12 protein-coding genes are annotated in these 14,150 nt (G+C 73.7%); 6 read left to right on the forward strand and 6 right to left on the reverse strand.

From position 1 onward, the window contains the following. The first annotated feature begins 16 nt into the window (after positions 1–16). The 3 genes from ACI783_RS17600 to ACI783_RS17610 all read left to right on the forward strand — a co-directional run bounded on the left by ACI783_RS17600 (position 17) and on the right by ACI783_RS17610 (position 2,526). Positions 17–1,312, forward strand: coding sequence for a nicotinate phosphoribosyltransferase (locus tag ACI783_RS17600; protein ID WP_457141644.1), 1,296 nt, complete (start codon positions 17–19; stop codon positions 1,310–1,312). Between the two features lie 55 nt (positions 1,313–1,367). After that, on the forward strand, positions 1,368–1,943 hold the full coding sequence (locus tag ACI783_RS17605) for a nicotinamidase (protein WP_457141645.1): 576 nt from the start codon (positions 1,368–1,370) through the stop codon (positions 1,941–1,943). Between the two features lie 64 nt (positions 1,944–2,007). Then, positions 2,008–2,526, forward strand: coding sequence for an AAA family ATPase (locus ACI783_RS17610; protein WP_457141646.1), 519 nt, complete (start codon positions 2,008–2,010; stop codon positions 2,524–2,526). 169 nt (positions 2,527–2,695) lie between these two features. Here ACI783_RS17610 and serB read toward each other — a convergent pair whose 3' ends face one another. Beyond that, complete coding sequence (gene serB, locus ACI783_RS17615; RefSeq protein WP_457141647.1) at positions 2,696–3,937, reverse strand: phosphoserine phosphatase SerB; 1,242 nt, start codon at positions 3,935–3,937, stop codon at positions 2,696–2,698. A 166-nt stretch (positions 3,938–4,103) separates the two neighbouring features. After that, complete coding sequence (gene ctaD, locus ACI783_RS17620; protein WP_457141648.1) at positions 4,104–5,870, reverse strand: aa3-type cytochrome oxidase subunit I; 1,767 nt, start codon at positions 5,868–5,870, stop codon at positions 4,104–4,106. Between the two features lie 287 nt (positions 5,871–6,157). On the opposite strand from ctaD, the gene ACI783_RS17625 reads away from it, so the two are divergent. Continuing rightward, entirely contained in the window at positions 6,158–6,451 is a 294-nt protein-coding gene (locus ACI783_RS17625; RefSeq protein WP_457141649.1) for a GlsB/YeaQ/YmgE family stress response membrane protein, read from the forward strand. Positions 6,452–6,579: 128 nt separating this feature from the next. On the opposite strand, the gene ACI783_RS17630 is transcribed toward ACI783_RS17625, so the two are convergent. Both ACI783_RS17630 and ACI783_RS17635 read right to left on the reverse strand, forming a co-directional pair. Beyond that, positions 6,580–7,398, reverse strand: coding sequence for a putative RNA methyltransferase (locus tag ACI783_RS17630; RefSeq protein ID WP_457141655.1), 819 nt, complete (start codon positions 7,396–7,398; stop codon positions 6,580–6,582). 26 nt (positions 7,399–7,424) lie between these two features. Further along, on the reverse strand, positions 7,425–7,940 hold the full coding sequence (locus ACI783_RS17635; RefSeq protein ID WP_457141650.1) for a metallophosphoesterase family protein: 516 nt from the start codon (positions 7,938–7,940) through the stop codon (positions 7,425–7,427). Between the two features lie 78 nt (positions 7,941–8,018). Here ACI783_RS17635 and ACI783_RS17640 point away from each other — a divergent pair, with 78 nt between their 5' ends. After that, the gene (locus tag ACI783_RS17640) at positions 8,019–9,566 is read left to right on the forward strand and encodes an MFS transporter (RefSeq protein ID WP_457141651.1); all 1,548 of its coding nucleotides are present in this window, start codon (positions 8,019–8,021) and stop codon (positions 9,564–9,566) included. Between the two features lie 681 nt (positions 9,567–10,247). On the opposite strand, the gene ACI783_RS17645 is transcribed toward ACI783_RS17640, so the two are convergent. Next, a complete protein-coding gene (locus tag ACI783_RS17645; RefSeq protein WP_457141652.1) occupies positions 10,248–11,132 on the reverse strand; it encodes a cation diffusion facilitator family transporter in 885 nt (294 codons plus the stop codon). A gap of 213 nt (positions 11,133–11,345) precedes the next feature. Continuing rightward, a complete protein-coding gene (locus tag ACI783_RS17650; protein ID WP_457141653.1) occupies positions 11,346–12,527 on the reverse strand; it encodes a M23 family metallopeptidase in 1,182 nt (393 codons plus the stop codon). A 309-nt stretch (positions 12,528–12,836) separates the two neighbouring features. On the opposite strand from ACI783_RS17650, the gene ACI783_RS17655 reads away from it, so the two are divergent. Then, positions 12,837–14,018, forward strand: coding sequence for a zinc-dependent alcohol dehydrogenase (locus ACI783_RS17655; protein WP_457141654.1), 1,182 nt, complete (start codon positions 12,837–12,839; stop codon positions 14,016–14,018). Positions 14,019–14,150 lie beyond the last annotated feature (132 nt).

Here is a 14,150-nt window from a genome sequence, read left to right on the forward strand (position 1 = left end):
CCTATCGTGCCTGTCCATGCCGCCGACCCCGCAGCTGAGCCCTGCGCTGCTCACCGACCGCTACGAGCTCACGATGCTGGCCGCCGCCCTGGCCGACGGCACGGCCGAGCGCGACTGCGTGTTCGAGGTGTTCGCCCGCCGGCTGCCGCACGGACGGCGGTACGGGGTGGTCGCGGGCACCGGCCGGCTGCTGGAGATGCTGGCCGGCTTCCGGTTCGGCGACGCCGAGCTGGCGGCGGTCCGCGCCCAGGGGGTCGACGACCCGCGACTGCTCGCCTGGCTGGCCGACTTCCGGTTCACCGGGGACATCGACGGCTACGCCGAGGGGGACCTGTACTTCCCCGGCTCCCCGGTGCTCACCGTGCGGGCCCCGTTCGGCGAGGCGGTGCTCCTGGAGACGCTGGCGCTGTCGATCCTCAACCACGACAGCGCGATCGCCTCTGCCGGCGCCCGGATGGTCGGCGCGGCGTGCGGGCGGCCCTGCATCGAGATGGGCTCCCGGCGCACCCACGAGGAGGCGGCGGTCGCAGCTGCCCGGGCCGCCGCGCTGGTCGGGTTCGCCGCGACGTCGAACCTCGCCGCCGGCGCCCGCTACGGCATCCCCACCACCGGCACCAGCGCCCACGCGTTCACCCTGCTGCACGACGACGAGGCCGCCGCGTTCCGTGCGCAGCTGGACGCCCTCGGCGTCGGCACGACCCTCCTGGTGGACACCTACGACGTCGAGCAGGGCATCCGCACGGCCATCGACGTGGCCGGAACCGGGCTGGGCGCGGTCCGGCTGGACTCCGGTGACCTCACGGTGCAGGCCACCCGGGCCCGGGAGCTGCTGGACTCCCTGGGCGCGACGGAGACGAAGGTGATCGTCACCAGCGACCTGGACGAGTACGCGATCGCCGCGCTCGCCGCCGCCCCGGTCGACGGGTACGGCGTGGGCACCTCGCTGGTGACCGGGTCGGGGTCCCCCACCGTCGGGATGGTCTACAAGCTGGTGGAGCGGGACGGCGTCCCGGTGGCGAAGAACTCCGAGGGAAAGCGGTCGGTGGGCGGCCGCAAGCACGCCGTCCGCCGGCACGACGCCGACGGGACGGCGACCGCCGAGGTGGTCAGCGCAGGCCCGGTCACCCCCCGCGACGGCGACCGCGACCTGCTGGTTCCGCTGGTGCGGCAAGGCGAGCTGATCGACCACCACTCCCCCGCCGAGGCGCTGGCCGCGGCCCGCGACCGGCACCGTGCGCTCCGCGGGACCCTGCCGACCGAGGCGCTCTCGCTGATGCGCGGTGAGCCGGCGGTCGACACGGTGACCGACTGAACGAGGACCACTCGAAGGGCCCCGTCCCCCTCGAGTCACCGGGCAAGATGGGGGGATGACACGAGCTCTGGTCGTCGTGGACGTGCAGAACGACTTCTGCGAGGGCGGCAGCCTCGCGGTCAGCGGTGGGGAGGCGGTCGCGAGGGCGGTGAGCGCGCACATGGCGCAGGCCGGTTACGCGCACGTCGTCGCCACCCGCGACCACCACGTCGACCCGGGGAACCACTTCGCCGAGCAGCCGGACTTCCTGGAGAGCTGGCCGCCGCACTGCGTGGTCGGCACACCCGGCGTCGAGCTGCACCCCCGGCTGGACCGCCGGCCGATCGAGGCGGTGTTCGACAAGGGCGAGTACGCCGCGGCCTACTCGGGCTTCGAGGGCACCAGCGACGGCGTGGGCCTGGCCGACTGGCTGCGGGCGCACGACGTCGACGAGGTGGACGTGGTCGGCATCGCCACCGACCACTGCGTGCGGGCCACCGCGCTGGACGCCGTTGCCGCGGGGTTCCGCACCCGCGTGCTGCTCGACCTGACCGCCGGCGTCTCGCCGGCCAGCACCGAGGCCGCGCTCGAGCAGTTGCGCCACGCCGGCGTCCACCTGGAGCGCAGCGTCGATCCGCAGGCGGGCACCTAGCACCGTTCGCCCCGAACGCGGCTCCGGGGACACCGGCACGGCATCGCGGTTGTAGCTTCCTGGCGTGGGCCGGAGGAACTTCCTGATCGAAGGTCTGTCCGGCACCGGCAAGACCGCGGTCTGCGAGGAGTTGCGGCGGCGCGGCCACCACGCGATCCACGGTGACCGCGAACTCGCCTACGTGGGCGATCCGGTGACGGGGGAACCGAGGGACGTCGCTGCGCACGAACACCACGTGTGGCGGGTGGACCGGGTGAGGGCGCTGGTCGCCGACACGACCACCCCGGCGACGTTCTTCTGCGGTGGCTCACGGAACTCCTCGGCGTTCCTGGGGCTGTTCGACGGCGTGTTCGTCCTCGAGGTCGACCTCGACACCCTGAACAGGCGGCTCGACGAACGACCGGACGACGAGTGGGGCGACGGAGAGCCGGTGGAGCGCGAGCGGATCGTGCGCTGGCACGAGACCAGGCAGGGTGTGCCGAGGGACGGGATCGCGATCGACGCCACTGCCCCGATCGACCAGGTCGTCGACGACATCCTGCGTCGCGCCGACGAGGCACCTGGCCGGCGCGCCGGCCCCTGATCGGATGCACGGGCACCGCCATCCCCTCCCTCGGAGCTGTGCGGGGAGCGGAACCGGCTTCTGCCTGGTGCGCCGGTCGCGCCGCTCCGGTCGCCCGGACGCCGCTGGCTGCGCCGCTCCGTCGGGGCGACCGGTGCCGGTCAGCTCGCGGAACGGCCGGGCAGGCGTACTACCCGGCGTCCAGCACCTCGTCGCGGGTGAAGCCGAGCACCTGGAGCACGGCGTCCAGGTAGGGCTGGTTGAGCGCGGCGTGCGCCTTCTCCCGGACGAACGGCTTGGCGTTGAAGGCGATGCCCAGGCCGGCGGCGTTGAGCATGTCCAGGTCGTTCGCGCCGTCGCCGACGGCGACGGTCTGCTCCAACGGGATGCCGTGCTCGGCGGCGAACCGGGCCAGCGCCCGGGCCTTCCCCGCCCGGTCAACGACCTCGCCGACCAGCCCACCGGTGAGCCGACCGTCGACGACCTCGAGGGTGTTGGCGGCGGCGAAGTCGAGCCCGAGGGACTCGGCCAGCGGGTCGGTGATCTGGCTGAAGCCACCGCTGACGATCCCGCAGCGGAAGCCGAGCCGCTGCAGCGTACGGATGAGCGTGCGCGCGCCGGGGGTGAGCACCAGGTGCTCCCGCACCTCGTCGAGCACGCCGGCCGGCAGCCCGGCCAGCACGGCCACCCGGGCCCGGAGCGACTGCTCGAAGTCCAGTTCGCCGTTCATCGCGGCGGCGGTGATCCGCGCGACCTCGGCGGCGCGGCCGGCGCGGGCCGCGAGCTCGTCGATGACCTCGCCGCGGACCAGCGTGGAGTCGACGTCGAGCACGATGAGCCGCTTGCTGCGGCGGGCCAGCCCGATCCGCTCCACGGCGACGTCCGTGCCGGTCTCGGCGGCCACGGTGGCCAGCGCCGTGCGCAGCTCGGTCGGCTCGCCGCCGGAGACGGTCAGCTCGAAGCTGGTCACCGGGTAGTCCGACAGCCTGCGGATGGCCTCGATGTTGCCCCCGACGCCGGCGATGGCCCGGGCGGCCCCGGCGACGGCGGCCGGAGGCACCGGGCGGCCGAGCACGGTGACGTGGTGGCGGGCCGCCCGGGAGCCGGTGCCCGCGCCACCCGAGGGTTCGACGGTGATCTGCACTCCGGTCTGTGCCGCCACCCGATCGGTCAGCGGGCGGATCCGGTCGGCCAGGTGGTGAGGGTCCGCGGCTTCACCGGCAGGCCCGACGAACACGCCGAGCACGAGCTGGCCGTGCACCACGACCTGCTCGACGTCGACGACCTCGACCGGGGTGCCGAGCTCGGCCAGCGCGGCGAAGAGCGCGGCGGTGACCCCGGGGCGGTCCGCCCCGGTGACGGTCAGCAGCGCCCCGGGACGGGTGTCCGGGGAGGCCTCGGGCAGCACGGGGGCAGCGGCTCGGTCGGTCACGCGGTCATCGTGCCGGATGGTCCCCGCCACGCTGCGTGGTCCCCCGGAACGCCGACGCCCCGCCGGCCCGAAGGCCGACGGGGCGTCGCTCACGCAGTCTTTCCCGGCCCCGTCCAGAGGCTCGTCCCGAGCGTGCGAGGGACGAGCCTCTGGATGGGGTGCTTGATCAGGTGAAGTCGGTGTCGCGCTCGCCCTCGCGCTTGCCGCCGGTGAGGCCCACGTTGCTGACCCCGGCGTACGGCTCGTGCCGCTTTCCGGCGTGCTTCTCGGTCTCGAGCTGCTCGATCAGGTGCGGGTAGTGCAGCTCGAACGCCGGGCGCTCCGAACGGATCCGCGGGATCTCGACGAAGTTGTGCCGCGGCGGCGGGGACGAGGTCGCCCACTCCAGCGAGTTGCCGTGGCCCCAGGGGTCGTCGCGCAGCGCGAGCCGGCCGTGCTTCCAGGACTTGACGACGTTGTAGACGAAGGGGATCACCGAGGCACCCAGGATGAACGACCCGACCGTGGAGACCGTGTGCATCCAGGTGAAGGCGCCTCCGGCGTCGGTGCCCAGGTAGTCGGCGTACCGGCGCGGCATGCCCGCGTTGCCCAGCCAGTGCTGGATGAGGAACGTGGCGTGGAAGCCGACGAAGGTCAGCCAGAAGTGCAGCTTGCCGACCCGCTCGTCCATCATCCGGCCGCACATCTTCGGGAACCAGAAGTACAGCCCCGCGTAGGCAGCGAACACCACGGTGCCGAAGACCACGTAGTGGAAGTGGGCGACGACGAAGTAGCTGTCGTTCACGTGCCAGTCCAGCGGCGGGCTGGCCAGCAGGACGCCGGTCAGACCACCCAGCAGGAAGGTGATCAGGAAGCCCATCGAGAACAGCATCGGCGTCTCGAAGGTGATCTGGCCCCGCCACATGGTGCCGATCCAGTTGAAGAACTTGATGCCGGTCGGGATGGCGATCAGGTACGTCAGGAAGGCGAAGAAGGGCAGCAGCACCGCACCGGTGGCGAACATGTGGTGCGCCCACACCGCCAGCGACAGTGCGGTGATCCCGATCAGGGCGAAGATCATGCCCTTGTAGCCGAACAGCGGCTTCCGGCTGAAGACCGGGATGACCTCGCTGATGATCGAGAAGAAGGGCAGCGCGATGATGTAGACCTCGGGGTGACCGAAGAACCAGAACAGGTGCTGCCACAGCATCGGCCCGCCGTTCTCCGGCGTGTAGATCTGCGCGCCCAGGTGCCGGTCGGCCAGCAGCGCGAACAGCGCCGCGGTCAGGATCGGGAAGGCGAGCAGGATCAGGATGCTGGTGGTCAGCGCACCCCAGGTGAAGATCGACATCCGGAACATCGTCAGCCCCGGGGCCCGGAGGCAGACGATGGTGGCGATGAAGTTGACCCCACCGAGGATGGTGCCCAGACCGCTGACCGCGAGCCCGGTGATCCACAGGTCACCGCCGGCGCCCGGGCTGTGCGCACCGGTGGACAGCGGGGTGTAGGCGTACCAGCCGAAGTCGGCGGCGCCACCCGGGGTGAGGAAGCCCGAGACCGCGAGCATCGACCCGAACAGGAAGAGCCAGTAGGAGAAGGCGTTCAACCGCGGGAAGGCGACGTCGGGGGCGCCCAGCTGCAACGGCATGATCAGGTTCGCGAAGGCGAAGAACATCGGTGTCGCGAAGAACAGCAGCATGATCGTGCCGTGCATCGTGACCAGCTGGTTGTACTGCTCGGGCGAGAGGAACTGCAGCTCGGGCCGGGCCAGCTCACCACGCATCAGCAGCGCCATGAAACCACCGACGAAGAACCAGATGAACGCCGTGACGGTGTACATCAGGCCGATGGTCTTGTGGTCGGTGGTGCGCAGCAGACCCAGGAGCCGCGACCCCTTCTCGGCCTCGTGGGCCGGGCTGGGCCGGCTCACGATCGGGGCGGGTGCGATCGTCACGCTCGGAGCTTAGACGGTCGCGTCCTGGCCGACGCGACGGGAGAGGGGCTCGGTGCGGCGCGCCGCGGCGTCCGACGACCGAGCGCCCCGGCGGCGCCGGCCACCCGCACCACCCCACCCGCCGGGCACGGTCGCGTTCGCACTGGTCAGCGGCGCACGACCGGGAGGTGCACGGTCACCTGATCGGGTGACAGCGGCCCGCCGGGAGCACCCCCGGGGGTTTCGGAGTTCGAGCCGACGGGCACCGATGATCTTGCGCCGGACGTCCCGGCGCCGGCGGTCGCGCCGTGTCACCGGAGGTCACCACCGTGCTCTGGAACATCATCGTCCTGATCGTCATCGGCGCCATCGCCGGCTTCATCGCCCGCGCGGTCATCCCCGGCAAGCAGTCGATGAGCATTCTCGCCACCATCGTGCTCGGGATCATCGGTTCGCTCGTCGGCAACCTGCTCGGCAGCCTCATCTTCGACGGCGAGTTCGAGCTCGGCACCTCCGGCGTGATCGGCTCGATCATCGGCGCGATCGTGGTGCTCGGGATCTACGTCTTCGCGACGAACAAGAACCGCCGCGTCACCCGCTGACGCCCGCCCGCGACGCGGGCAGCACACCTCACGACGAGGGCCCGGCCACTACGGCCGGGCCCTCGTCGTATGGCGGGCCCGGCCTCCTCGTCCCTCGCACGGTCGGGCCGGGCCTCCGGACGGGGCCGCTAGCCGGCCGTCCACGTGGTCACGTCGACGGCGACCGGCACCCGCACCGCCTCGGGCAGCGCGGCCACCCGCCCGGCGAGCGCCCCGGGGCCGAGGTGCCGCGCGTGCGGCCCCATCCCGACCAGCGTCCGCACCGCGGCGTGGTCGAGCAGCAGCTCATCGCGGTACCGGGTCGTCGAGACGGGCTGCAGGTGCGGCTGGAGCGACGCGGTCAGCCGGTCGGCCTTCGCCGGGTCGACGGTGAGCAGGCCCAGCGGTCCGACCAGCGACGCCAGGTGCTCCGCGGCGGGGGTGACCACGACCAGCCGGCCGCCGGGGCTGAGCACCCGCGCCGTCTCGGCACCGTTGCGCGGGGCGAACACCACCAGCACCCGGTCGACGGCCGCGTCGCGCACCGGCCACCGCGACCAGCTGTCGGCCACGACCGCCAGCGCCCGGGGGTGGGCGCGGGCTGCGCGGCGGGCGGCGTACCGGGAGGCGTCCAGCACCACGCCGACGGCGCCGGGGACCCGCGCCAGCACGCCGGCCAGGTGCGTCCCGGTGCCACCTCCGGCGTCGAGCAGGGTGCGCACGGGGGGTCCGGCCAGGGCAGCGTCCGCGAGCGCCGAGGTGATGCCGGCGTAGTGGCCGGCGGCGAGGAAACCGGCCCGGTCGGCCACCATCTCCGCCGAGTCGCCGGAGTGGGGCGAGCCACCGGCCGGCAGCAGGGTGACGTGTCCCTGCCGGGCCCGGTCGAACGCGTGGCCCCGCCCGCACCGCAACCCGGCCGGCTCCTCCCGCAGCGGGTCACCGCAGACCGGGCAGGCCAGCAGCGCCACCGCCGCAGGTGGGAGCGGCGGCGGGGTCACGCCGGGGTCCTCGGCGGGAGCCGGTGGAGCACCACGTCGGTGAGCCGGCCGGCCTCGGCGACCCCGGTCAGGTAGGTGGCGTGCGGCTGGCGCCGGCGGTCGGTGGGCGAACCGGGGTTCAGCAGCCGCAGGCCGGTGTCCGCGGTGGTGTCCCAGGGGATGTGGCTGTGGCCGAACACGAGCACGTCGGCGTCGGGGAAGCGCTCGGCGGAGCGGCGCTCGCGGCCCTTCGCGTCGCCGGTCTCGTGCACGACGGCGACGCGGACTCCCGCCAGCTCGACCCGGGCGACCTCCGGCAGCCGCTCGCGCAGCACCCCGTGGTCGTTGTTGCCGTACACCCCCACCAGCCGGCGGCTGCGCCGCTCCAGCTCGTCCAGCAGGGCGACGTCCACCCAGTCACCGGCGTGCACCACGACGTCGGCCGCCTCGATCGCCGTCCAGAGGGAATGGGGCAGGTCACGCGCGCGCTTCGGGACGTGCGTGTCAGAGATGAACACCACGGAAACCGCCACGACTGCATCGTCGCAGCCCGCTACCTTCCCTCCGGCCGACGCATCGGCCGACCGGCACGAACGATTGAGGACGACGACGTGAGCGACCCCTCCCCCACCTCCGCGGACGTGGGGATCACCCCGCACTCCGAGCCCTACCCGAAGCGGTGGCTCGCCCTCGCGGTCGTCGCGGTGACCGTGTTGATGGTCATCCTCGACGCCACGATCGTGAACATCGCGCTGCCCGCGGTCTCCACCGACCTGGACATCAGCCCGGCGTCGCAGCAGTGGATCGTCACCGCCTACACGCTGACCTTCGGCGGCTTCCTGCTGCTGGGCGGCCGGATCGCCGACTTCTGGGGCCGCAAGCGCACCTACCTGGTCGGCGCCGCCGGTTTCGCGGTCGCCTCCGCCCTGGGCGGCTTCGCGCCCAACGAGGAGCTGCTGTTCGCCGCCCGCGCCCTGCAGGGTGCCTTCGGCGCCCTGCTCGCACCAGCGTCGCTGGCGCTGATCACGGTGCTGTTCACCGACGCCAAGGAGCGCGCCAAGGCCTTCGCCGTCTACGGCGCGATCGCCGGTGGCGGCTCGGCCGTCGGGCTGCTGCTCGGCGGGGTGCTCACCGAGTACGCCGACTGGCGCTGGTGCTTCTGGGTGAACGTGCCGGTGGCGATCATCGCCATCGTCGCGGCGATCCCGGTGGTCCCGGAGAGCAAGGCCCCCGGTGAGACCAGCTACGACATCCCGGGCGCCGTGCTGATCACCCTGGGCCTGGCCTCCTTCGTGTACGGCTTCACCCGGGTGGCCGAGGCCGCGCAGACCAACGCCGACGCCGGCAGCACCGCGAGCGGCTGGACCAACGGGCCGGCGCTGACCTTCATCGCCGTCGGCGTGGTGCTGGTCGCGGCGTTCGTCGTCCTGGAGCTGCGGGTGCGCAACCCGCTGCTGCCCATGCGGCTGGTGCTGGACCGGAACCGCGGTGGCGCCTACCTCACCTCCACCCTGGTCGGCGCCGGGCTCATCGGCGCGTTCTTCTTCCTGAGCCTGTACTTCCAGCAGGTGCTGGACTACACGCCGGTCGCGGCGGGCTTCGCCTCGCTGCCGACGACGCTGGGCGTGCTGATCTCCGCGGGCGCCGCCAGCGGGCTGGTGCCGAAGGTGGGTCCGAAGCCCCTCATGGTCGCCGGCGGGCTGCTGGCCGCGGCCGGGCTGTTCACCATGTCCTTCCTGGACGTGGACACCTCGTTCTGGGCGCTGGCCTTCCCCGGCCAGCTGCTGCTGGGCCTGGGCCTGGGCTTCACCTTCGTGCCGCTGTCCAACCTGGCGCTGATCGGCGCCGGGGAGCACGACGCCGGTGCGGCCAGCGCCCTGTTGAACGCCACGCAGCAGGTGGGCGCCTCGATCGGCACGGCGCTGCTCGCGACGCTGTCGGTGGGTGCCATCACCGCGGCGGTCACCGACGCGGTCACCGCCGGGCAGGACCCGACCGACCCGGCCGTCGGCCTGGCCGCGCAGGTGGAGGGCTACACCACGGCCTTCACCTGGGCCTCGGTGCTGCTGGTCATCGGTGCACTGGTCTCCGCGGTGCTGATCAAGGCCACCAAGGAGGACCTGCCCACCGGGCCGGAGGCGATCGTCCACGCCGGCTGAGCCCCGGCGCGACACCTGACGGCGCCCGTCTCCTCTCCGGGAGGCGGGCGCCGTCGTCCGTCCACCGCTCGTGCCGGCCGGTCCACCGCGCCGAGGATCGGCGCGTGACGGTCGGGCCCGCCGGGGACACGTCCGGGGCGAGGACGGCGGCGTTGCGGCTGCCCGCCCGAGTCCGGCGTGTACCGGTTCCGGGCCGGGCACGGTCAGGTGCTGCACCTCGGCCGCGCCGTCGACCTGCGCCGCCGCGTGCTCTCCTACCTGGTCGGACCTGCGCGACCGCGGTCACCTCGCTCCGATGGTGGCGGCCGCGGTCTCGGTGGAGGCCGTCCCGTGCGGATCGGAACACGAGGCGGCCTGGCTCGAGCGCGACCTGCTCGAGCGCGAGCTCCCGCCGGGGAACCTGACGACAGGTGGTCAGGAGGTGCCGGTCCACGTCACCCTGGACGACTCCGGCTCCGCACCCCAGCTCACCGTCGTCCGCACGCCTCCGGCCGGCCGGGGCGCGCGTCTTCGACCCGTACCTCGGCGGAGCGCGGACCCGGCGGGCCGTGTCGGCGCTGCAGCGGGTCTCCCCGCTCGACCACGCCGGCGGACAGCTCACCGGCACCGCGCGGGCTGGCCGACGTCCGCGGCGTGCGGCCGCAGGACCGGGCCGGGCTGGTCGGCGCCGTCGCCGCAAGATCACTCGTGGACGGGTGCCTCGTGGTCGGCGTGCCCGGCCGCCTCCAGCTGGAACGTGCAGTGCTCGACGTCGAAGTGGTCGCCCAGGCAGACGCACAGGGCGTCGAGCACCCGGCCGCCGTGCCCCTCGGCGAGCACGTCGTCGGTGACGACGACGTGGGCGGAGAGCACCGGGAGGCCGGAGGTGATCGTCCAGGCGTGCAGGTCGTGGACCTCCAGCACGCCGGGCACGCCCAGCACGTGGGTGCGGACCTCGCCGAGGTCGACCCCCCGCGGGGCCGCCTCGAGCAGCACGTCCAGCGCCTCCCGCAGCAGCGACCAGGCGCGCGGGAGCACGAGCGCGCCGACGGCGAAGGAGGCGACGACGTCCGCGCCGGTCCAGCCGGTGGTCCAGATGACGACGCCGGCGACGATGACCGCGACCGACCCGAGCGCGTCGCCCAGCACCTCCAGGTAGGCGCCGCGGGTGTTCAGCGACTCCCCCTGACCGCGGCGCAGCAGGGCGAGCGAGCCGAGGTTGACCGCCAGCCCGACCAGCGCGACGCTCAGCATCCAGCCCGAGTGGATCTCCGGCGGGTTGCCGATCCGGCGCACCGCCTCGACGACGACGTAGCCACCCACGAGCAGCAGCAGCAGGCCGTTGCCGACCGCGGCCAGCACCTCGAGCCGCTGCAACCCGAAGGTGCGCCGGCCACGGGCCGGCCGCTGCGCCAGGGTGACGGCAGCGAGCGCCATGCCGATGCCGAGCGCGTCGGTGGCCATGTGGGCGGCGTCGGCGAGCAGGGCCAGCGAGCCGGAGATCAGGGCGCCGACGACCTCGACGACGAAGACGCTGCCGGTGAGCGCCAGCACCACCACCAGCCGGCCGCGGTGCGCCGCGGACACGGTGCCCGCCGTGTGCCCGTGGGCGTGCCCATGGCTGTGCCCGTGCCCCATCAACGCCCTCCCGGCCGACCGAACTGCTCACATGCACCATCTCGCATGCCAGCCGTTCGCGCCAGCACCACCTCACCCGCCACGCTCAGGTGACGTGCTGGAACGGCCCCGTCCAGAGGCTCGCCCCGAGCGTGCGCGGGGTGAGGAGGACGGGGCCCTTCGTCAGATGTCGACGCCGTGGCCCCGCAGCCAGGGCAGCGGGTCGATCTTCTCCCCGTCCAGCCCCCCGCGGTGCACCTCGAAGTGCAGGTGCGGCCCGGTCGACTGACCGGTGTTGCCGAGCAGGGCGATGGTGTCGCCGGCCCGGACGGTCTGCCCCTCGGCGACCAGGATCTCCTGCATGTGGCCGTAGACGGTGACGTCGCCGTCGGGGTGCTGGATGTAGACCGCCATGCCGTAGCCGCTGGCCGGCCCGGCCTGCAGCACCACGCCGTCCATGACGGCGTACTCGGGGGTGCCGAGCGGCGCGGCGAAGTCGACCCCGGCGTGCAGGGTGCCCCACCGGTAGCCGAAGCCACTGGTCAGCCGCGCACCCTGCACGGGCAGCACGGCCTTGGGGCGAGCCGCCTCGGCTGCGGCGGCCGCGGCGGCTGCGGCGGCCTCCGCGGCGACCCGGTCCGCCTCGGCCTGCGCCCGGGCGGCGGCGACCTGGGCGTCCTCGCGCTCGGCGCGGGTGGCGACCATGTCCCGGAGCCGGGAGGTGGCGGCCTCGCCGCTCAGCGTGGGGCGGTCGGAGGCCTCGAGCCCGAGCTCCTCCGCCACGCTCACCGGCTCGGCGACCGCGACGGCCTGGGCGGCCGGGCCGGCCGCCGCGGTGAGGCCGAGGCCGGCGGCGCCGACCAGCGCTGCGGCCAGGTACGGCGAGGGGCGGCGGGCCAGCTCCCGCAGGCGTCGGGGCCGCCGATCGGCGGCGACGGCGGCAGGCGCGACCGAGGCGACCTCGTGCGCCGCCGGCTGCGATCCGGCCCGGCCGGCCACCGCGTCGGCGAACTGCTCCGCGGCCCGGTCGTCGACGATCCCCGCGGTCACCGGCAGCGGCCAGGCGCCGGACCCGGGCGCACCGGCCTCCACCGGGGACGGCCGGCGGACGGACGACACCGGGAGCGGCCAGCCGGCGGCCAGCGAGGCCGCGGAGATCTCGAGCCCGGGGCCCAGGGCCACCAGCTCGAGGGAGGCCGGGACGGCAGTGGCGGCATCGGTGCGGACGAGCCGGAGGACGGGCGCCTCCGGGAGCGCCTCGGGGCTCGCGCTCGACGGGCCGGCGGGAGAGCTGCCGGTGGCGTCGATGCGGCTGCGGCGCATCGACCCGTCGTCGTCGAGCCGTGCGAGGTCGTGCGGGTCCAAGGCACCAGTCTTCCGTCGGGGACATGACTGCGTGCCGTCCGACAGAGGACCGACGGGCGGCACGCGGCGCCCATGTAAACACGTCGTGACCAGTTCGTGATGCGCTCAACTACCGACGCACACCGGGTCAAGTGGTCGGCATCACAACAAAGCCTGCCAAATGGGCACCCTGCGTGACGTCAGGACTGCTGGCGGGTCATGAGTCGAACGCGCCGTGACGGGTAGGTGCGAGGGACATCACGGCCCCCGACCTGGCTCCGACGCGTTCGCGGCCGGTCCAGCGGCCCCCCGAGCCCGAGGAGTGCACGCATGCGCGCAGTGACCTGGCACGGCCGGGACGACGTCCGGGTGGACACCGTCCCCGACCCGACCATCACCGATCCCACCGACGTCATCGTGGAGATCACCTCCAGCGGGATCTGCGGTTCGGACCTCCACCTGATCGAGGTCATGGCCCCGTTCATGACCGTCGGCGACGTGCTCGGCCACGAGCCGATGGGGGTCGTGCGCGAGGTCGGCCCCGGCGTCACCGAGCTGAAGGCCGGTGACCGGGTCGTCGTCCCGTTCAACATCTCCTGCGGCACCTGCTGGATGTGCTCCCAGGGCCTGCAGAGCCAGTGCGAGACCACGCAGAACCGCGAGCAGGGCTTCGGCGCCTCGCTGTTCGGCTACACGAAGCTCTACGGCCAGGTGCCCGGCGGGCAGGCCGAGTACCTGCGGGTCCCGTTCGGGAACACGCTGCCGATCAAGGTGCCCGAGGGCCCGGCCGACGACCGCTTCGTCTACCTCTCCGACGTCCTGCCCACCGCCTGGCAGGCCGTGCAGTACGCCGGCGTCGTGCCGGGCGGGACGGTGCTGGTGCTCGGGCTCGGCCCGATCGGTGACATGGCCACCCGCATCGCCAAGCACCTGGGCGCCGCCGCGGTCTACGCCGTCGACTCGGTGCCCGAGCGGTTGGCCCGGGCCCGGGCCAACGGGATCGACGTGCTGGACTCCACCGACCAGGCCGACGTCGTCGCCTGGGTGCGGGACGAGACCGACGGCCGCGGCCCGGATGCGGTCATCGACGCCGTCGGCATGGAGGCGCACGGCTCGCCGGGCGCGAAGCTCGCGCAGAAGGCCAGCGCCCTGGTGCCCGACGCGATCATGGAGAAGGTCATGCAGGTGGCCGGTGCCGACCGGCTGGCTGCGCTGAACACCGCGATCGAGGCGGTCCGCCGCGGCGGCACCATCTCAATCTCCGGTGTCTACGGCGGGGCCACCGACCCGCTGCCGCTGATGCGCATCTTCGACAAGCAGCTCCAGCTGCGCATGGGGCAGGCCAACGTGTGGCGCTGGGTGCCCGACATCCTGCCGCTGCTGACCGACGCGGACCCGCTGGGCGTGGACACCTTCGCCACCCACCACGTGCCGCTGGAGCAGGCGCCGCAGGCCTACGAGACGTTCCGCCAGAAGCAGGACGGCGCGGTCAAGGTGCTGCTCACCCCCTGATCCCTGAGCGCACACCCGGGGGGGGGGGGGGGGGGGGGGGGGGGGGGGGGGGGGGGGGGGGGGGGGGGGGGGGGGGGGGGGGGGGGGGGGGGGGGGGGGGGGGGGGGGGGGGGGGGGGGGGGGGGGCGGGGG

Source organism: Modestobacter sp. SYSU DS0511 (genome assembly GCF_054050755.1).

What these genes read in the sequence shown, in the direction of transcription:
- ACI783_RS17600 (WP_457141644.1), top strand. Translation starts at nt 17, where the DNA reads ATGCCGCCGACCCCGCAGCTGAGCCCTGCGCTGCTCACCGACCGCTAC.
- ACI783_RS17605 (WP_457141645.1), top strand. Translation starts at nt 1,368, where the DNA reads ATGACACGAGCTCTGGTCGTCGTGGACGTGCAGAACGACTTCTGCGAG.
- ACI783_RS17655 (WP_457141654.1), top strand. Translation starts at nt 12,837, where the DNA reads ATGCGCGCAGTGACCTGGCACGGCCGGGACGACGTCCGGGTGGACACC.